Genomic DNA, 19,488 nt, shown 5'->3' with positions numbered 1-19,488 from the left:
TGACTCCGAACGCTTTCCTTTTTGTATTCATTTTTCGTGTGCAAGTCCTGTGTTCGAAGTCGTCCCATTCGATTTGGCAGTGCCTTGAAAGTGATGGGTGGGTATATTCGCCAACAGTCTCAAACTGTTCAAGATGACCAGTATCGTGCTGCCTTCGTGTCCGACCACACCGAGTGGAAGGTTGATGAGTTGGAACAGGTTGGAAAGGATCAGAATTAAGATGACCGTGATTGAGAAGATGATATTTTGCATGGTGATTTTTTTCAGTTTCTTCGACAAACCATAACAATATTCCAATTTGTCCAATTCGCTCTTCATCAATACCACATCCGCCGTTTCCATGGCGATGTCAGTCCCTTCCCCCATAGCGATGCCGATATCGGCGTTCGCCAATGCGGGTGCATCATTCACGCCGTCTCCAACCATCCCGACCAATTTGTATTTCGCCTGAAGTTCTTTCAGGATGGTGGCTTTGTCCTCGGGAAGACAATTTGCGCGGATCTCATCCACACCCAATTGTTTGCCGATAGTCTGTCCGGTAGCTTCATTGTCGCCTGTGATCATGATCGTATGGACGCCATTGGCTTTGAAAAAGGCGATCATGTCTTTTGCCTCTGATTTGGGTGTATCCAATAGAGCATAATAGGCTACGACTTTATCATCCTGGGAAACATAGATGACGGTTTTTCCTTCGTTCTGGAGTGCGAAAGCTTCCTTTACGAACGACGGCTCGTTCAGTTCATCGGTTACGACGAAGGTCTTTTTGCCGATTTTCCATTTGCTTCCGAACGCTTCACCTGCCAACCCGAAACCGGTAAGGTCCTGGATTGAATCCATCTGGTTCTTCACATATTCTTTTGTTTCGAGATGTTGTACCAACGCGGAAGCAATCGGATGGGTCGATGAGTGCTCCAACGCATAGACGACGGACATGATATGTTTTTCATCCGTGCCTGCCAGATAATTGGCTTCCGTCACTACCGGTTTGCCTTCCGTCAGCGTGCCTGTTTTGTCGAAGGCGATGCAATCCATGGCCGAAAAGTTCTCGATCGCGATGCCACCTTTGAAGAGGATACCGCGTTTGGCTGCATTGGAAATGGCGGAAAGGACAGCAGGAGTGGCCGATGCCACCAAGGCGCAAGGGGAAGCGACCGTCAACAGCACCATGCCGCGATAGAATGATTCATTCCAACCCCAATCCAGGAGGAAATAAAAAACGGCAATCATGACCGGCACAAAAACAAGGACGATCTTAACATAGGTATTTTCAATGCGGTTGATGAAGCTCGCTGTCTTCGAAGGGGTCTTTTGCGCTTCTTCCACCATGCGGATGATTTTGGCGAACAAAGTATCTTTGGATTCTTTCGAGACGGTCATGGTCAGAGCTTCACTCAAGTTGATCGTGCTGCCGAAGATATCATCGCCGACCGTCTTTTCGACAGGGACGGATTCACCGGAAATGGCGGCTTCATCGATCAGGCCTAGACCCGACGCGATCGTGCCGTCGATGGGGATGCTGGCGCCTTTAGGGACCATCAATGTATCGCCGACTTTCAGATCCTTGACTGCAACGTCTTTGATCGAGCCATCCGGGTTGATGCGTTTTGCGATTTCAGGGACAATGTTCATCAACGCTGTGATCGCTTGGGTACTTTTATCGGTCGCGTATTCCTCCAGTGAACCGGATAACGAGAAGATAAAGATGAGCAATGCGCCTTCCATCCAGTAGCCGATCAAAGAGGCGCCAACTGCTGCAAGCACCATCAATATGTCGACGTTCAGGTGTTTATTTTCAACTGTATCGATGAATCCTTCTTTTGCTTGTTTATAGCCGCCTATGATGAACGATAACACGAAAATGATGGCTGCAGCTGTATCAAAGTTTTGCCATTGCAACACATTGCCAAGAATGATGAGAATGCCACTGATCGTGGTTGCGATCATCGCTTTATTCTTGAATAAATCTTTCATGATTTGACACTCCTTCCTATATGCCTTCATGATAGCACTAAAGAAATCCAGATTATAATCATTATAATCAAACGGAAATGAATCTCATTCTCAATGTCCATATATCAGACACAATTTGAAGCGGCAGAAAATTACGCACAGCAATAAAACCAGAAGGTTAACAAAAAAATACAGATTATAATAATTGTTAATAAGGACTATAGATGTTTTGGATGACAAAATAAAAAGCCATCCCAAAAAGGATGGCGAAACTCATTTTTCAGACAAACATAAAATAGATCAGGACGATGGCACCAAGGACAATCCGATACCAACCGAATGCCTTGAAGTCATTGCGTTTCAGATAACCGATCAAGAACTTGATGGCAACGATCGAAACGAGGAAAGCGGTAAGCATGCCTGATAAAAGAACGGCGAATTCAAGTCCGGTAAAGTTGAAGCCGAATTTGATGATCTTCAAAAAACTGATTCCGAACATGATCGGAATGCTCATGAAGAAGGAGAATTCTGTCGCGATGAAGCGTGAAGTACCCAATACGATGCTCCCCAGGATGGAAGAACCGGAGCGCGATGTACCCGGAATGATCGAGAGGGCTTGGAACAGACCAATCTGGAATGCCTTCATATAAGTTAATTGGCTGAAATCGGTAATGCTCGGTTCGCGATCCTTGTGCCTGTTTTCGATCACGATGAACAAGATCCCGTAGATGATCAGTGCCAAAGCTACGACCGTCGCGTTCAAAAGATTTTCATCCGCCCAATCGTTCAAAGGTAACCCGATTACGCCTGCTGGGATACAACCGATGATCACTTTTTTCCAGATATCCCAAGTCTGGTTCTTCTCTGCCTTCGTTTTGCTTGGAGAGAAGGGATTCAGTTTGTGGAAATAAATGACGACCACAGCCAAGATAGCTCCTAATTGGATCACATAGAAGAACATCTCTTTGAATGCCTGCGAGAGGTTCAACTGGATGAATTCTTCTACAAGGATCATATGACCCGTGCTGCTGATGGGCAGCCATTCGGTTATTCCCTCGACGATTCCGAGGATGATTGCTTTCAGTATTTCCATAAATTCCATATAATATCCTTTCTGTTGCCCAATATTTTGATGCTCCATCATCTAGTATAGCGAAATGAAAAAGATTAGCCAACTATTTTCAAGTATTCTGCTTAACGATGTTTATTTCTTTTTCGATGTAAGCGGTGCTCAAAAAAATTCACATTACCGAACGATTTATGTTAAAATGAAGTGTACTAATTTTAACATAAGCTCATTTAAATAAGAAAGAGGCGATAGCATGTTTGGCTTTTTTAAGAAGGGTGATAAGAAGGAAACACTACCGGTTGAGAAAGAACTCTTATATTCACCAGCAAATGGTATTGTGGTTCCAGTTTCGGATGTTGCAGATCCGGTCTTTTCCCAAAAAATGATGGGTGACGGGTTTGCGGTCATTCCTACTGACGGAAACATTTATTCTCCAGCAAAAGGAAAAGTATTGAGCGTATTCCCGACAAAGCATGCGGTAGGCATCCTGTTGGACAGCGGATTGGAACTTTTGTTGCATATGGGTTTGGACACGGTTGAGTTAAACGGGAAACCATTCGAAGTCTTTGTGAAAGAAGGCCAGGCTTTGACTGCCGATACACTCATTGCTAAAGTTGATCTGGCACAACTGCAAGAAGCGGGCAAAGATTCTGCGATGGTCGTTGTGATCACAAATATGGATAAAGTCAAAAGTTTCAGCCTGGATGTGACCGGAGAGGCTGCCGTAAAAGCAGAAATCGGAAGCGTCCTGCCGAAAGAATAACAGAATGAATTTAAAAAAAGCTTCATCCGGCTAGCCGGATGGAGCTTTTTGCTTCGCTATCGCCTCCCTATGCTTTGGCCTTGGCTAAATGGAGCGCAGCCCGTTAAGGACGTTCCAACGAAAAAATCTCTCCGAGCTTTGTGTAGTCGTTGCCGGCCAGCCTTGCGACAGGCGCCAATTTGTCGGCCCAAACGTATTGTTTCTCGTGATCGAAGACCGTTTCATCGAAAAGGAAATCTTCGACGCGCAAGATGAACAGATCCGTCAGCACTTTGCCATCAGCATCCGTCAGAGGCACATATTGATGCACCGTGGTTTCCATGCGGATTTTCGCTTCTTTGATCGCGGGTACAGTGACAGTGTGGCTGGCGGTCAACGTCAATTCCGTCAGATCGATTTCGCTCTCTGTGTCCGGTAGCTGAGCGGCCGTCCTGTTCATCTCCTCCACCAAGTCTTCGCTGACGATGTGGACGACTCCTTGTCGGGAAGCCAGCAGGTTTCTGGCGGAATCCTTGATTTTCCCGTCATTCCTCAGAATGGCCACGCTGATCAGCGGCAGCACGTTCGAAGCGACGCTGAAAAAGCTGAATGGCGCTGCATTGACGACCTGGGTTTCCGGATTCTGGGTAGTGATCCAAGCAATCGGGCGGGGAATGATGCTCCCCGTCAAAAATTTGTACATTTGTTTTGTGTTGAGTTCTTTAGTATTGAAATGCTGCATATGCTCACTTCTTTCTTTTAAGGATATTGGCTTCGATTGCCTTTCGCTTTGGTTCCAGAAAATCAGGGAGAGCGAACGTTTCCCCGAGTTTTTCCAAAGGTTCGTCAAGTGTGAAGCCTGGATAATCGGTCGCTATTTCGATGCGTAATCCGTTTGGTTCCCGTAAGTAAAGACTTTGGAAATAACCGCGGTCGATGATTTTTTCAACGGTGATCTGCCTGTATTTTGCCTTATCCAGAATCAAATCAAGGTCTTTGCGTTCAGGCACGCTGTAGGCGATGTGGTCGATGGCGCCTTTGCCTAAACGGGAACGCCTCAGTCTAGTGGACTGGATCAGCCGACTTTCCCCATCCAATGCAGAAATCGGGCGAGCAACATGATCCAACAGGCTCATGCCGAGCACGTCACGAAAAAAAGCCTCCGTTGTTCCGAGGTCGGCCACAGTGTAATGGATGCCCAGTATACCGATGATCTGGTATTGGGCGGGGACGTCGCTGTGGCGTGTCGCCTGCTCGGGTGCTATCACTTCAGCTGCTTCAACCAGAGTGATTTTCATGTCGTCCGGGTCCAAGAAAGAACAGCTTACTTCATCGTTTGCAATCAAACGAACAGCCTTTGACGTAAGTCGTTTTTTCCAGAACGGCAGACTGCCTTGGGGGATTTTCAGCAGCACTTCATGGATGAAGCTGTCTTCTTCGTGGCGTTGGCCGACTCTGGGCAGCTCGAAAAAAGTCAAAATCGTACCAGGAGTTCCCTTGTAGTCCCCATAAAAAAAGTGAGGATCGGTCAAGTTTTCCTGATTGACCGTCTGTTTGACGAGACGCAAACCTAGGGTATCGTTGTAAAAGGTTTTGTTCTTCTCCGCATCTTTGGTGATGGCGGTGAGATGGTGAAAACCGGTAATCATATAAGCTCCAACCTCCGTTCAAAAGATACATATAACGAGTATACAGGAGAGCGCCTCAGCGAGGTAACTATTTTGCTCAGCTGTGCCAATAACCAAAAACCCCCCAAGTTCATCCGAACGTGGAGGGAAATGTATGAAGTCTAGTAGAACACGCAAACGCACTCAGGCGCGTAGACGTCCTTTTGCAGCAACGTCAATTTACCTGTTTCTGCATCGCGCTCGAACAAAGTCAGGTTATCGGAATCCTGATGAGCTACAATCACGAAATGGCCGCTCGGATCCAGGTTGAAGTCACGGGGGATGTTTCCTTCGGTAGGGACATATTCCACTAACGACAATGTTTCGCCGTCTTCGGATACCGCATAGACGACCAATGAGTCATGACCACGGTTGGACGCATAAACGAATTTTCCATCTGCGGAAATGCGGATAGCCGCGCCACCGTTGAAACCGGTATGCTCTTCAGGGATGGTCGTGATGACTTGCAATAATGAGAACGTGCCTGTTGTTGCATCATAAGCCAACACCTCAACATCGCTGCTCAACTCACCGAACATGTAAGCCACTTTACCGTTTGGATGGAAAACCAAGTGACGCGGGCCTGTCCCTGGAGTCGCTTTATAACGGGCAACTTCCGCCAGTTTGCCTTCATCAGAAACCGTGTAGGTGTAAACTTCGTCGGTACCCAAATCGCAAGCCAACAAGAATTTCTTGTCTGGAGATAGTGCGCTGTAATGCACATGCGGAATTGTTTGATTTTCATGGATGCTCGAACCCTCATGTTGTGCGCGGTCCGTCATTGTGAATGAACCATCAGCGTTCTCTTTGTAGACAGTCAAGTAACCACCGTGGTAATTGGCAGTGAAGATCAATTTTTTGTCTTCGTCGAAGTAGATATAGCAAGGCGCAGATCCTTCAGCAGAAATTTCAGCCACCTTGTCATAGCTTCCGTTTTCATTTTTCTTGAAAGAAGTGATGCCACCACCTTCATCCGTTTTGGAAATCGCGTACAGCGTTTCTTTGTCCGCAGATAAGTCCAGATAAGTAGGGCTGTCGACTTCCGCAATCAAGCGATAATCACGTAATTCTTTTTTATCGGTGTCCAAAATGATTTGATGAACCCCTTTACTCTCTCTTTTTGTGTAAGAGCCAAGATATAAAACTTGTTCCATCCAAAGACCTCCTAAATATTATGATAATTCCATTATAACAAATGCCCTCCACAATGACAGGGAAAAAACCTTGCGAAGTAAATAAAGTTAGATTCAACGGCATAATCGATGGTTTGCCAAAAAAACTGTGATAGAATAGAAATTGTAAAAAGTGTCTGAAAAGGGGAAATGTACATGCAAAGCAAAGTAATTCAAATTGGAAAAAAAGCAATAGATATAAAAGAACCAATGATCATTCTGTTCGATGACAGCGCAACGGAGCCCTTGCAGCAAGTTTCCGTCATCCATCGTTTCATCGAACCCCAGGAATGGTTCGAACTGGCGGACGGAGACCGGATTTTGTTTGATGAACAGGAATACCGCATATCCTATATCGGTAACCATGTCCTCAGAAATTTACAGTCAATCGGTCACACCACCATGATTTTCAAAAATTGGGATGAAGAACGCCTGGAAACAAGCATTTATTTAACCCCTCACATTTTACCGACAATAACGGATGGCACGATCATTTCCTATAGGAAGAAAGATTGAAGGTGAGTCCAATGGAAAGAGCCCCACGTAAAGGAACGTCTAGGAATCGTTTGTCGTGGTTCGAAAAATGGTTTCTGAACAACAAGTTCGTGACTGTTCTATTGATTACTCTGCTCATTCTTCTGATTGTTTTGGTATTTTCAAAAATCTCTTATCTTTTAGGGCCAATCGGCAGCTTCTTCAGTGTCATCGGCTTTCCGCTGGTAATGGCGGGTATTTTCTTTTACATGCTGAACCCTTTTGTAACGCTGTTGGAGAAGAGAGGGATAAAACGATTCGTAGGTATTTGGATTGCCTTCGTGCTGGTGCTGTTGATGATGATTTGGGGTTTTGCAATCCTGATTCCGATCATCCGCGATCAGACGATAGGGATAGTCCGCGAATTTCCTACTTATTGGCAGGCAATCGAGAGCATGACGATTGAATTGATCAACTATGATTGGTTCACTTCCTTGCAGGAACAGATCAGCGAAATCAATGCAGATATCTTCAATAGCGTCTCCGAGAAGCTGAACGAGGTGTTGTCGAACACGGTCAGCGGATTAGGCAGCGTTGTGGGACTTTTGACGAATGCGTTTGTAGGAATCGTCACGATGCCTATCATCTTGTATTATCTACTGAAGGAAGGAGATAAATTGCCACTGACTTTTCTGCAATTATTTCCTACAAACCTACGGGAGTCGATCGGGGACTTGCTGAAGAAAGTCAACACGCAGATCAGCCAGTATGTGCGCGGTCAGATTACGGTCGCGTTCTTTGTCGGGTTGATGTTCGTCATCGGTTATGCCATCATCGGAATGAAATTCGGAATCGTGCTTGGGATATTCGCCGGATTCCTGAACATCATTCCTTATATGGGTTCCTTCATTGCGATGGTGCCCGCGGTGATTGTTGCGATAGTGGATTCTCCGCTGATGCTGGCAAAAGTGCTGCTGGTTTTCTCAATCGAGCAATTCATTGAAGGACGCGTCATTTCACCGCAGATACTCGGCAGCAATCTCGAGGTCCATCCCGTCACGATCATCTTTGTATTGCTTACGGCAGGAAAACTGTTCGGTCTGACCGGTTTTATCTTGGGTATTCCCGGCTATGCTGTTCTTAAAGTGCTGTTCATGCATATTTTTGAATGGTACAAGGAAATATCCGGATTGTATTTGGATGAACCTGAAATCGAAGAAGAGCCTGAGGAGGATTATCTTCAAGAATAATCGAAATGAAAAGGGGAATGCTTGATGAACAAAAAGAGATGGATTGCGGTAGCAATCGCGCTGATTCTTTTCGTGGCATCGCTTGGTTCACAATTTCTGTCGACCCGGTTGGCTGACCAAACGGAAGACTCCCTCAGCCAGCTTACCGGCAATCTGATACCAGGAACGAGCTTGCAGGAAAACGTTATGGAAAGTGGCGATGCCAGCAATCGGATTGCGGTTCTGCATATCGAAGGGACGATTCAATCAGGTGCGGGCAGTGTGCTGACGGACGGCTCCAGTTACGATCATGACCTTTTTTTGGAGCAGTTGAAAGCCATCGAAGAGGATGACACAATCAAAGGGATCTTCTTGATAGTCGACAGCCCGGGCGGCGGGGTCTATGAAAGTGCGGAGGCGCACGATAAATTGTACCGCATTGCTGCTGAAAAGGAACTTCCGGTCTATGCATCCATGCAAGGAACTGCTGCAAGTGGGGGCTACTACATTTCCGCTGGTGCGGACAAGATTTATGCCACTGCTGAAACGACTACCGGTTCGATCGGCGTCATCATGCAGGCGATCGAATACTCAGGGCTGCTTGAAAAGCTGGGTATCGAATACAACACAATCAAGTCGGGCAGCCTCAAGGACATCGGGTCGCCGGATCGGGATATGACAGAGGAAGAACGCGCGTTGCTGCAAGCCTACGTCGATGAGGCTTATCAGCGTTTCGTAACTGTCGTTTCAACGGGAAGGGACATGCCGGAAGAAGAGGTCCGCGCTGTTGCGAATGGCATGATTTATTCCGGCACACAGGCTCAAGCACTTGGATTGGTGGATGAGATAGCCTACACGGATGATGCACTGAAAGCGATGAAAACCGCTTATGGCCTCGAGGATGCGGAAGTATTCGACTATACTTCGACACCTGGCCTGTTTTCCGATTTTTCTTGGTTGTTCGCTCAAGCGGCTGCCAAACTGACGAGCCAGGAAAATCAGACGCTTTCTGAACTGCAGTTGTTACGCGACACTTTCGGGACAACCGCCGCGCCGAGATTGCTTTATCTCTACGGAGGTGAGTGATGATGGAAGAGCAAACCACTACGCATGAAGAACGTTTGGAAGAAATCCGCAAAAAGAAAATAGCCTGGGAGGAAGCCGAACGCTATTCCGACCAGCAGGAACGCCCGTTTCACCGCTATCCGGATTACGTATTCGCCGGTTTTTGGATCAGGTTGTTTGCCTACCTCGTCGACTTGCTGATTGTGCAGGCATTGGTAGGGATTTTGATCAAGCCGATTTTCGCTTTGGGCGGCATCAGTATGCTAGGGAACAATCCCTTGACCTTATTCGGATTTCTTCAGTTGTTGATCCTTGTCGGATATTTCATGCTGACGACGAAATATACAAACGGCCAAACAGTTGGGAAAATGATTTTCGGCATCCGTGTCGTCTGCTTCAAGGAAGAAAACCTCAGTTGGCAGACCGTCTTGATCCGCGAAGGCGTTGGCCGCTACATTGGCAAAACTGTGGCAGTGATCTATCTGGTCGCTGCTTTCCAAAGCAAAAAACAACATCCGATCGATTTGCTTTGCGATACTTCGGTCGTGACGGAAAACAGTGTCCGTGCGTTGCAAGAAAGTTACTAGTAGAGAGAACAAATGTGGAAAAACGGCATGCGACCGGTTTTTATCGGTCGCATGCCGTTTTTTGTGTTGTGTTTGGGGCCGTATAATAATGTGGAACTCCGGCGACGCCGTCGTTCGCCGGAGTAGAGCGGTAAACCGCAGAATGTCCTCCGGTTAGGACCTGCTCATCGGAGGATACCTATCCATCTTACCGACTCCTCCGGGGCAGACTGCCTTAACCGGAAAAGACGGCAGCACACCTATTCCGGCTTGCAAATTCCGCCATATTTGTTATACTTGTTATATAACGGACAGGAGGGGTAAATATGTTCATCGAAATTCTTCCGAACAGCGATACGCCGATCTACACGCAATTGATGTACCAGATCAAAATAGGCATCCTTAAAAGGGAATGGTCATTTGGCGATGGATTGCCGAGCGTGCGGAGTTTGGCCAGTGAATTGGGCATCAACATGCACACCGTAAATAAGGCATACAATCTGTTGGCGGACGAAGGCGTCCTGGTTAAAAATCAGAAAGGCTATTTTGTCAGTGAGCGTGCAATGATAGCTTCCAATGAGGCCACGAAAGCGGCGATGCAGGATAAGCTCAAGGAGATCTTGATCGATAAACAGATTTTTGAGGTCACTGACGAAACATTCCGTGAATGGCTGAATGAAATCGAGAAAGCGTTGAAAGGAGAGGGGAAGACACATGCTGATCTTTAGTTGGTTTATGGTGATACTATTTTTGATTATTGGGGTCGTCAACGGCATTACGCCCTATTATAGTAGGTTAGGTACACCGTTTGGAGTGACGGTTCCGACCTCGCATCAGAAAGACCCTTATGTTTTGAAGCTGAAAAAAGCCTATTTTTACCAAAATGTGATTGGGAGCATCCTGCTTGCTGCGCCAATATTTTTCTTTCTTTTCTGGGAAGATGGAGAGAAAGTGGAGATGGTCACCAGCATCTATGTTACGGTCGCGATGTTTGCCTTCATCTTCCTTTCCTTCCTGCTGTACCTGCAGAAACGGAAACAGATCCGTAGTTGGAAAATAGCCAACGATATCAAAATTGAACCTAAAAAAGCCAAAATCGTCATCGATACCGCCTATCAGAAAGATCTGAAGGTAGTCTCCCATTCGGTTTTCGTTTCGGCTCAATTGTTCATCTTGTTGGTGACAGTAGCGGTCACGCTCTATTTCTATGACCTGATACCCGAGCGATTCCCCGTTCACTGGAACAGTTCGAATGAACCGGATCGGATCGTTGATAAAACGTATGTGAATGTATTCATGCTGCCTGCGATACAATTGTTGATGATTCCGATGATGTTTTTCAGTCATTATTCCTTCATCAAATCGAAACAGAAGATTTCCCCTTATCTATCTGATCTTTCCAGTAAACAGAGTAAATTATTCCGCCAAGCTTGGTCGTATTACTTCCTGATCGTGACGGTGCTGACGCAACTTTTGCTGAGCGGCATTCATTTCTTCTCCTTGTTCTTCGCAGACAAGGGAGCCCAGTGGATCATCGGTATGACCATTCCGTTCGTGGTCATCATCGTTGGGTACAGCGTCTATCTGACCTGGAAATACGGCCAAGGAGGCGAAAAATTGTTTCTGAATGAAGCGGGCGAATTACCGGATGAAGTGACGGAGACGGACGAAGAGCGCTTCTGGAAATGGGGCGTATTGTATTACAATCCGGAAGATCCGTCGCTATTTGTCGAAAAACGTTTCGGCATCGGCAGCACGTTGAATATGGCCAGATGGCAAGCCTGGTTGTTCATCGCCGGCCTGTTGGCATTCGTAGTGCTGACGATCGTGCTTTCGTTCATGATGGAATAACAGTAAGCATAGACAAAAACAGAGGCCAGGACATTTGTCCCGACCTCTGTTTTTCGATTTATTTTTCAAGCTTTTTGTTATGCTGGGCTATGGCCATATCAACGATGCGGTTAGCCAAGTGGATGTTGCGGACCAACAGGGGACCATGGAAATAGGAGCAGAAGACATTTTTATAGCGGGCGCCCTCGGTTTTGTCTTCTCCATTGTTGCCCATGCCTTTTTCGACTTTTCCGAGCGGACGCATGTTTTCGCCAAGGAAGGTGCGTCCGTTATGATTTTCGAATCCTTCGTAGGTCTCGTTGAATTCTTCGCTGCGGATGGTGATGTCGCCGATGAACCGGTTATTGTCCTGGCTCAGGGTATAATGGTCCAGCGCGCTGATGCCGGATATTTTATTGCCGGACGCATCCATGTAATAGTGTCCCAATAATTGGTAGCCGCCACAGATGGCCAGCAGAACGCCATCGTTTTCGATGTATGCTTTGATTCCTGCTGCTTTAGCCTGAATGTCTTTGGAGACGATGAACTGTTCGTAATCCTGACCTCCCCCAAAAAAGACGAGATCATACTTATTGGGATCGAACGGTTGGTCCAAGCTGATGATTTCGGTTTCGAAATCGACGCCTTTTTCCCGGGCGCAGTACTGGAGCATCAAAAGATTGCCATTATCGCCGTATGTGTTCAGTAGGTTGCCGTACAAGTGGCAAATACGTAGTCGCATTTATTTCATCCTTTCCGCTATATAGCCCTGGTTTGCCAGCTCTTTACGGAGTTGCAGCACAGCGGTATAAGTTGCCATCACATAGATTTTTTTCGTTGGAGCATTTTTGAAAGTTTTGATGACATCGGAGATTTCCGGAACCACTTCCAGCTTATCTTCCGGAATGCCGGCAACCTTCATCCGTAGGGTCAGCTCTTTTTGGCGGATGCCGCTGACGGTCACTTTCGGGATATCAAAATCCAAGAATTTCTCGTAATTTCCGTCCCAGATCCAGCTGACATCGGTTCCGTCTGCCGGGCGGTCATTCAGGATCGACACGACGCTGAATGGTTCCTCTTCGTAGTGCAAGAGATCGATTACCTGATTCAGGCCGACTGGATTTTTGATCAGATTCAGGATGATTTCCTTGTCGTTCACGGTGATCGTTTCTTGACGTCCAAATTTTTGTTGTGCCGCCGAGAAACCGGCCTGGATCTCTTCGGGCGTCAATCCGAAATGCTTGCCGACCGAATAAGCAGCCAAGGCATTGTAGACATTGTAGAGTCCCGCAACATTTGTCTGGAACGGATGACCATCGATCTCAAAAGAAGAGCTTTTGTGCGTCAGCTTATCGACTTTGGTGACAGCATAAGTCAATTCTGGCCGTTTGAAATCGCAATGCAGGCAGTAGTATTTCCCAAGGTTGCTGTAGGTATTGAATTTATAGCGCAAAATGTGTTGGCATTTCGGACAAAGCACGCCGTCCGTGTTGTAATGCGCCAAGGTGTCTCCATCCGGTTCATGATTGAAGCCGAAATAGATTTGTTTATTGACCAACTCTTTTGAGTTGAAGATCGGGCTGTCCCCATTCGCGAGAATGACGGCATCAGGTGCCAATGCAGCGCCATCGACCATCTTCTGGTAGATTGTATAGATTTCTCCGAATCGGTCCATCTGATCGCGGAAAACATTCGTATTGACGATGACTTTCGGCTTGATGAACTTCGTAACCTTAACGAGGCTGGCTTCGTCGACCTCAAGGACAGCAAAGGCTCTTTCCTTTTTGACTTTGCGCGAATAGCCTTCCAGGAACGAGGAAATGATGCCTTGCTCCATGTTGGCCCCCGTTGGATTCGTCAAAATATGCGGATATTTTTGCTGTAGAACATGATAAGTCAAAGATGTCGTCAACGTTTTGCCGTTCGTGCCGGTGATGATGACAACATCAAAATTTTCGGAAAGATGTTGTAATACGTCGGGATCCAATTTGACGGCCAGTTTGCCGGGCAGACTTGTTCCGCCTTTGGTGAATGTCTGAAGACCCCACTGGGCGATCTTGCCGATATTGATTGCTAGTGAACCGCGGATAGTCAAATAAATTCGCTCCTTACTTATATTTCTCTTGCCATCATAGCATATAACAAGGCTTTTTTCGATAGCGTTAGTATAGCAGAATTTGCCGGGAATGAATATTTTTAGATTACGCCTCGTGTCAGAAACGGGGCTTTCGATTGCTGAAGGACAGTCGGTAATCGTGAATTTTATTGACTTTGCAGCCATTTCCTACTATCATTATACGGGATGTTATTCAGTTTTTTCCGCTCCGGTAATCTTGATCGGAGCGGAATGATGAAGGTGAGATAATAGCGGGGTCGGAAGCAGGATGACATAAGTGCATCCTTTCTTTTTGCAAGGAATTCCGATCGATGGATGAAAAGTAGGCAAGAGGCTGTTTGAAAGGTGGACATGATGGCACAGTTATTTTTTAAATACGGGGCGATGAACAGCGGGAAATCGATCGAGATCCTGAAGGTCGCCTATAATTATGAAGAGCAGAACAAGTCGGTAATGATTTTCACAAGCGCGCTTGATGATCGTGATGGTATCGGATATGTTTCTAGTCGGATCGGATTGAAGCGCGAAGCTATCCCGATTGCAGATGATATGGATGTATTCTTGGAAGTCGCCAAAAATCCGAAAAGACCCGCTTGTATCTTGATAGATGAATCCCAATTCCTGTCCAAGGCGCATGTCATCCAACTGGCGCGCATCGTCGACGAACTGGCGATTCCGGTGATGGCGTTCGGATTGAAGAATGATTTTCAGAACGAATTGTTTGCAGGCTCGAAATATCTGTTGCTTTACGCGGATAAGATAGAAGAGATAAAAACCATCTGCTGGTATTGTCATAAAAAAGCAATCATGAATATGCGTGTCGTGGATGGAAAACCAGTATATGCAGGTGAACAAATCCAGATCGGCGGAAATGAATCCTATCTTCCCGTCTGTCGCAATCATTACCATCATCCGCCATTGGCCTAAAACAAATAATCAGAAACAAAAAAGAGGGGTTTGAAAAAGTTATGTATGATCAATTAGATGCATTCATTATCCGTTATGAAGAACTTTCCGAATTGTTGAGCGATCCGGAAGTTCTTTCCGATACAAAACGATTCCTGGAATTAACTAAAGAAGAAGCAGGGCTGAGGGAGAAAGTTGCAACCTTCAAGCGTTACAAAGAAGTGGAAGGCGAAATAGCCGATACCGAAGAGATGTTGTCGGAAAATTTGGACGATGATATGGCGGCTATGGCTAAAGAAGAATTGAGCGACTTGAAGAAAGAAAAAACGGAACTTGAGGAGCGCATTAAAGTCTTGTTGTTGCCTAGCGATCCGAACGATGACAAAAACATCATCATGGAAATCCGAGGGGCTGCCGGAGGGGATGAAGCTGCACTGTTCGCGGGTACGTTATTCACGATGTACAGCAAATTTGCAGAAAGCCAAGGGTGGAGAGTCGAGGTCATGGACGCGAATATCACCGGCATCGGTGGTTACAAAGAAATCATCCTGATGATCAGCGGCCAAGGAGCTTACTCCAAACTGAAATATGAGAGTGGCGCGCACCGTGTCCAACGTGTTCCGGAAACAGAATCACAAGGGCGTGTGCATACGTCAACTGCTACCGTAGTCGTCATGCCGGAAGCGGAAGATGTTGAATTGAACATCGAAGATAAAGATATCCGCACAGATATCTACCATGCCAGCGGAGCCGGCGGGCAGCATGTCAACAAGACTGCATCGGCTGTCCGTTTGACCCACTTACCGACAGGCATTGCCGTTGCGATGCAGGACGAACGTTCCCAAATCAAAAACCGCGAGAAAGCGATGAAAATTTTGCGTACGCGTGTATATGACAAAATCTCTTCGGAAGCACAATCCGAATATGATGCAACGCGTAAATCCGCAGTCGGGACGGGTGATCGTTCTGAACGGATCCGTACCTACAACTTTCCGCAAAACCGCGTTACGGATCACCGGATCGGCTTGACCCTGCAAAAATTGGATACGATTTTGAGCGGAAAGCTGGACGAAGTCATCGATGCGTTGATAATGGCCGATCAGACGCAAAAATTGGAGTCCCTGAACAATGGATCAATCTAACGAGCTCAGTTACCAGCAAGCTTTGCAGAATGGTGCGCTTTTTTTGGAACAGCATGAAAAAAGTCCGTTGGCCGCTGAAAGATTACTTTTGGATCGTTTAGGCTGGACAAAGACGGATCTGTTGATGCGTTTTGCCGACCCGATCACGGATCAGGAATACAAGCAGTATTTCAGTGATATCAAAGAGTATGTTTCGGGCAAACCGATACAATATATCGTAGGTGTCGAATGGTTTTACGGATACCCTTTGAAAGTCACGGAAGCTACATTGATTCCACGTCCGGAAACGGAGGAGCTTGTGCAGCGGGCTTTGAAATGCCTGGAGGGGAAAGGTCCCCAGAAGGTCCTGGACATCGGGACGGGATCCGGAGCTATCGCCATTGCGATGAAAAAGAAACGTCCGCAGGATGAAGTGACCGCCACTGATCTTTCTCAAGAAGCCCTGGTCGTTGCTGAGGAGAACGCGAATCAACTGGATGCGCAGATCCGCTTCCTGCAAGGGGATCTGCTGGAGCCGGTACAACTGGAAACGTTCGACTGCATCCTCAGCAATCCTCCCTACATCAGCGAAGATGAAATTAGCCTGATGGACAGTTCTGTTTTGGAGTACGAACCACATTCGGCGTTGTTTGCTGATCATGACGGATTGGATCTATACCAAAAGATGGCCTTCACGATGCCGTTCCATTTGAAAACGGACGGATGCCTATTCATGGAAATCGGCTTCAACCAAGGTGAAAAATTGTTGGAACTCTACAAAAAAGCTTTCCCGGATAAAACCGTCACGATCGAAAAGGATCTGTCCGGTCTCGACCGCATGCTGATAGTAAAATAAGAAAAGCTGAACAGGTTTCTTTGTTCTTTCCGAAGGGATGAACCGTGAAGCTAGCCATCAGGTTTATTGTGTATAAGATGAAAAGAGTCGCCTGATATCCATGGGCAAAAAATGGCTGCGGGCAATTGCCCCGGCTATTTTTTTACCTGATCAGCGTCTTCGCCAGCCAAAACATTGAGAAAGGAGCATACAGTATTATGGAAACAAAAATATACGACGCCTCAACAATCGATGAGGCAGCCGAGCTGTTGAAAGCCGGAGACTTGATTGCTTTCCCGACCGAGACTGTCTACGGCCTAGGCGCCATTGCATCAAATGATGAAGCCGTAAAAAATGTATACAAAGTGAAAGGAAGACCCAGTGATAACCCCTTGATCGTTCATGTATCCGATCGCGAGATTGCGAAATATGTGGCCTTTGTTCCGCAACAGGCAGAAATTTTGATGGAGGCTTTTTGGCCAGGTCCTCTGACTTTGATTTTTCCGATGAAGGAAGGGATATTTGCACCGACCGTCACTGCAGGGCACAATACAGTCGCGCTGCGGATGCCGGACCAAGAACAGACGCTGGAATTGATCAGAAAAACCGGTTTTCCCTTGGTTGGACCGAGCGCGAATACTTCAGGCAAACCGAGTCCGACGACTGCCCAACATGTGCTGCACGATCTTTCAGGCAAAATTGCCGGCATCCTCGATGGAGGAGAGACGCAAATTGGTTTGGAATCAACCGTTTTGGATTTGACTAACGCAGTCGGACCCATCATTTTGCGTCCGGGTGCCATCACGGAAGCGCAGTTGGAGCCGGTCATCGGCAAACTGGCAGCAAATGCCGGGACAGCAAACGAGACAGAGGCTCCGAAAGCGCCAGGAATGAAGTACCAACACTATTCTCCTACTCAACCGGTCATCCTGATTGATGGAACGACTGCCGATTGGAAAGCCGCCATCGAGGAGTGTCACGATCAAGGCAAAGAAATCGGTATTTTGGCTTCCGAAGAAAAGCTGACTGCGCATAAGGAAGCAGCGCGCGCTACTTTCTCATTAGGACCGAAGGCGGATGTGACGGTGGCATCGCAACGCCTATATGCGGGGCTGAGGTATCTTGATGAGCAGCCTGTCGATGTGATTTTGGCAGAAGCCTACGATCCGAATGGCCTCGGCAAGGCATTCATGAATCGTATGGAAAAAGCGGCTTCAGCGAAATATCCGAAAAAATAGCCAGAATTATCGCCTATTATCCGTCTTTAGCTTACTTTTTGTAAAAAATATTCAATTCCAGGAGCTTATATGCTTTATTTCCTGAAAATTTATGCTATACTCAACTTACATTTTTTAATTGATTTAAATTTTGGAATAATGTGATGGAAGGGTGCAAACATGGATAAAGAATTATTTGCAGCAATTGATAAAGAACGCGAAAGACAAGAGAACGGGATCGAACTGATTGCTTCCGAAAACTTTGTATCTGAAGATGTTATGAGAGCGCAAGGCAGCATCTTGACAAATAAATATGCTGAAGGCTACCCTGGTCGTCGTTATTATGGCGGTTGCGAATTTATCGATGTCATCGAAAACTTGGCCATCGATCGCATCAAAGCAATCTTCGGTGCGGAATATGCCAATGTACAACCACATTCCGGTTCACAAGCGAACATGGCTGCTTATCGTGTTTTGGTCCAGCCCGGCGATAAGATTTTGGGGATGGACTTGAGTCACGGGGGACATTTGACTCATGGTGCGTCTGTGAATTTCAGCGGTCAGACTTATGAGTTCGTGGCTTACGGCGTAGAAAAAGAATCCGAAACGATCAACTATGACACAGTCAGAGAGATCGCTTTGAAAGAACAACCAAAATTGATTGTTGCCGGTGCCAGCGCTTATCCGCGCGCAATCGATTTCAAACGTTTTAGAGAAATCGCCGATGAAGTCGGTGCTTATCTGATGGTGGATATGGCTCATATCGCAGGACTTTGTGCAACAGGACATCACCAAAATCCGGTTGAATATGCCCACATCGTAACTACGACGACACATAAAACACTTCGCGGTCCTCGTGGAGGCGTCATCTTGGCAAAAGAAGAATTCGGCAAAAAGTTGAACAGTGCTGTCTTCCCTGGAATCCAAGGCGGACCTCTTGAGCACGTTGTCGCTGCTAAAGCGGTATCCTTCTTTGAAGCTGCAACACCAGAGTACACTGAATACATCGGGCAAGTCATCAAAAATGCCCAAGCAATGGCTGATGTTTTTAATGCATCCGACTTGCGCGTCATCAGCGGCGGAACCGATAACCACTTGTTGCTGTTGGATGTTACCAGCAGCGGTTTGAACGGAAAACAAGTAGAAAAACTGTTGGATACCGTTGAAATCACTGTCAATAAAAACACGATTCCTTTTGAAACGCTGGGCGCAAACAAAGCCAGCGGCATCCGTATCGGCACTCCTGCCATCACAACTAGAGGCCTTAAGGAAGCGGAAGCTCGTAAGATTGCTGAATTGATTGTGGAAACGATCCAAAACCACACGGATGAAGCAAAATTGGATGAAATCCGTGCGGCGGTCCATGCCATCACAAAAGCGTTCCCATTGCACAAAAAACTAGTTTCAACGGAAGCTTAAATAGATTATTAAGAGCTGTCTCCCAATGAGGCAGCTCTTTTAGGTTTTTCTCATTGTTTTATTTCTGGTATTTGTATCGGTTTTCAATTACAATAGACTGAGCAAAAAAA

The 19,488-nt window shown here is 46.5% G+C and carries 19 protein-coding genes; 12 read left to right on the top strand and 7 right to left on the bottom strand.

Going from position 1 to position 19,488, the window contains the following annotated elements:
* Nucleotides 1-27: 27 nt before the first annotated feature.
* Nucleotides 28-1,971, bottom strand: coding sequence for a heavy metal translocating P-type ATPase (locus ACKPCD_RS11025; protein WP_321433210.1), 1,944 nt, complete (start codon nt 1,969-1,971; stop codon nt 28-30).
* Nucleotides 1,972-2,230: 259 nt separating this feature from the next.
* The gene (locus tag ACKPCD_RS11020; RefSeq protein WP_288927058.1) at nt 2,231-3,052 is read right to left on the bottom strand and encodes an undecaprenyl-diphosphate phosphatase; all 822 of its coding nucleotides are present in this window, start codon (nt 3,050-3,052) and stop codon (nt 2,231-2,233) included.
* A 220-nt stretch (nt 3,053-3,272) separates the two neighbouring features.
* Here ACKPCD_RS11020 and ACKPCD_RS11015 point away from each other — a divergent pair, with 220 nt between their 5' ends.
* The gene (locus ACKPCD_RS11015) at nt 3,273-3,782 is read left to right on the top strand and encodes a PTS sugar transporter subunit IIA (protein ID WP_276642078.1); all 510 of its coding nucleotides are present in this window, start codon (nt 3,273-3,275) and stop codon (nt 3,780-3,782) included.
* A 103-nt stretch (nt 3,783-3,885) separates the two neighbouring features.
* Here ACKPCD_RS11015 and ACKPCD_RS11010 read toward each other — a convergent pair whose 3' ends face one another.
* From ACKPCD_RS11010 to ACKPCD_RS11000, 3 genes are all read right to left on the bottom strand, one after another.
* A complete protein-coding gene (locus ACKPCD_RS11010; RefSeq protein WP_068561703.1) occupies nt 3,886-4,503 on the bottom strand; it encodes a flavin reductase family protein in 618 nt (205 codons plus the stop codon).
* Nucleotides 4,504-4,507: 4 nt separating this feature from the next.
* Complete coding sequence (locus tag ACKPCD_RS11005) at nt 4,508-5,410, bottom strand: VOC family protein (RefSeq protein WP_321433209.1); 903 nt, start codon at nt 5,408-5,410, stop codon at nt 4,508-4,510.
* Nucleotides 5,411-5,550: 140 nt separating this feature from the next.
* Complete coding sequence (locus tag ACKPCD_RS11000; protein WP_321433208.1) at nt 5,551-6,582, bottom strand: lactonase family protein; 1,032 nt, start codon at nt 6,580-6,582, stop codon at nt 5,551-5,553.
* 174 nt (nt 6,583-6,756) lie between these two features.
* On the opposite strand from ACKPCD_RS11000, the gene ACKPCD_RS10995 reads away from it, so the two are divergent.
* From ACKPCD_RS10995 to ACKPCD_RS10970, 6 genes are all read left to right on the top strand, one after another.
* Complete coding sequence (locus tag ACKPCD_RS10995; protein ID WP_321433207.1) at nt 6,757-7,116, top strand: PTS glucitol/sorbitol transporter subunit IIA; 360 nt, start codon at nt 6,757-6,759, stop codon at nt 7,114-7,116.
* An 11-nt stretch (nt 7,117-7,127) separates the two neighbouring features.
* Nucleotides 7,128-8,324 (top strand): AI-2E family transporter, encoded by a 1,197-nt coding sequence (locus ACKPCD_RS10990; RefSeq protein WP_321433206.1) that lies wholly within the window; start codon nt 7,128-7,130, stop codon nt 8,322-8,324.
* Nucleotides 8,325-8,348: 24 nt separating this feature from the next.
* A complete protein-coding gene (gene sppA / locus ACKPCD_RS10985) occupies nt 8,349-9,389 on the top strand; it encodes a signal peptide peptidase SppA (protein WP_321433205.1) in 1,041 nt (346 codons plus the stop codon).
* Entirely contained in the window at nt 9,389-9,955 is a 567-nt protein-coding gene (locus ACKPCD_RS10980) for an RDD family protein (RefSeq protein ID WP_086988212.1), read from the top strand. The genes sppA and ACKPCD_RS10980 overlap by 1 nt, the downstream gene beginning before the upstream one ends.
* 305 nt (nt 9,956-10,260) lie before the next feature.
* Entirely contained in the window at nt 10,261-10,662 is a 402-nt protein-coding gene (locus tag ACKPCD_RS10975; RefSeq protein ID WP_068561697.1) for a GntR family transcriptional regulator, read from the top strand.
* Nucleotides 10,649-11,785, top strand: a complete 1,137-nt coding sequence (locus ACKPCD_RS10970) for a DUF1648 domain-containing protein (protein ID WP_321433204.1) — start codon at nt 10,649-10,651, stop codon at nt 11,783-11,785. The genes ACKPCD_RS10975 and ACKPCD_RS10970 overlap by 14 nt, the downstream gene beginning before the upstream one ends.
* Before the next feature lie 58 nt (nt 11,786-11,843).
* On the opposite strand, the gene ACKPCD_RS10965 is transcribed toward ACKPCD_RS10970, so the two are convergent.
* Both ACKPCD_RS10965 and ACKPCD_RS10960 read right to left on the bottom strand, forming a co-directional pair.
* A complete protein-coding gene (locus ACKPCD_RS10965; RefSeq protein ID WP_086988209.1) occupies nt 11,844-12,506 on the bottom strand; it encodes a type 1 glutamine amidotransferase in 663 nt (220 codons plus the stop codon).
* Nucleotides 12,507-13,859 carry a MurT ligase domain-containing protein gene (locus ACKPCD_RS10960; protein ID WP_321433203.1) on the bottom strand — a complete coding sequence of 451 codons (1,353 nt, stop codon included), beginning with the start codon at nt 13,857-13,859 and terminating at the stop codon, nt 12,507-12,509.
* A 375-nt stretch (nt 13,860-14,234) separates the two neighbouring features.
* On the opposite strand from ACKPCD_RS10960, the gene ACKPCD_RS10955 reads away from it, so the two are divergent.
* The 5 genes from ACKPCD_RS10955 (at nt 14,235) to glyA (ending at nt 19,378) form a co-directional block, all read left to right on the top strand.
* Nucleotides 14,235-14,807 (top strand): thymidine kinase, encoded by a 573-nt coding sequence (locus ACKPCD_RS10955; RefSeq protein WP_068561753.1) that lies wholly within the window; start codon nt 14,235-14,237, stop codon nt 14,805-14,807.
* Nucleotides 14,808-14,848: 41 nt separating this feature from the next.
* Nucleotides 14,849-15,928, top strand: coding sequence for a peptide chain release factor 1 (prfA, locus tag ACKPCD_RS10950; protein ID WP_288924627.1), 1,080 nt, complete (start codon nt 14,849-14,851; stop codon nt 15,926-15,928).
* Nucleotides 15,915-16,763 carry a peptide chain release factor N(5)-glutamine methyltransferase gene (gene prmC / locus ACKPCD_RS10945; RefSeq protein ID WP_321433202.1) on the top strand — a complete coding sequence of 283 codons (849 nt, stop codon included), beginning with the start codon at nt 15,915-15,917 and terminating at the stop codon, nt 16,761-16,763. The genes prfA and prmC overlap by 14 nt, the downstream gene beginning before the upstream one ends.
* A gap of 197 nt (nt 16,764-16,960) precedes the next feature.
* Entirely contained in the window at nt 16,961-17,980 is a 1,020-nt protein-coding gene (locus ACKPCD_RS10940; RefSeq protein ID WP_068561691.1) for an L-threonylcarbamoyladenylate synthase, read from the top strand.
* A 159-nt stretch (nt 17,981-18,139) separates the two neighbouring features.
* Nucleotides 18,140-19,378 carry a serine hydroxymethyltransferase gene (gene glyA, locus ACKPCD_RS10935; RefSeq protein WP_321433201.1) on the top strand — a complete coding sequence of 413 codons (1,239 nt, stop codon included), beginning with the start codon at nt 18,140-18,142 and terminating at the stop codon, nt 19,376-19,378.
* The last annotated feature ends 110 nt before the right edge of the window (nt 19,379-19,488 follow it).

Origin of the sequence: Trichococcus flocculiformis (assembly GCF_963662535.1) — a bacterium.
GTDB lineage: Bacteria > Bacillota > Bacilli > Lactobacillales > Aerococcaceae > Trichococcus > Trichococcus flocculiformis.
This window is presented reverse-complemented; position numbering and strand designations above follow the sequence as displayed.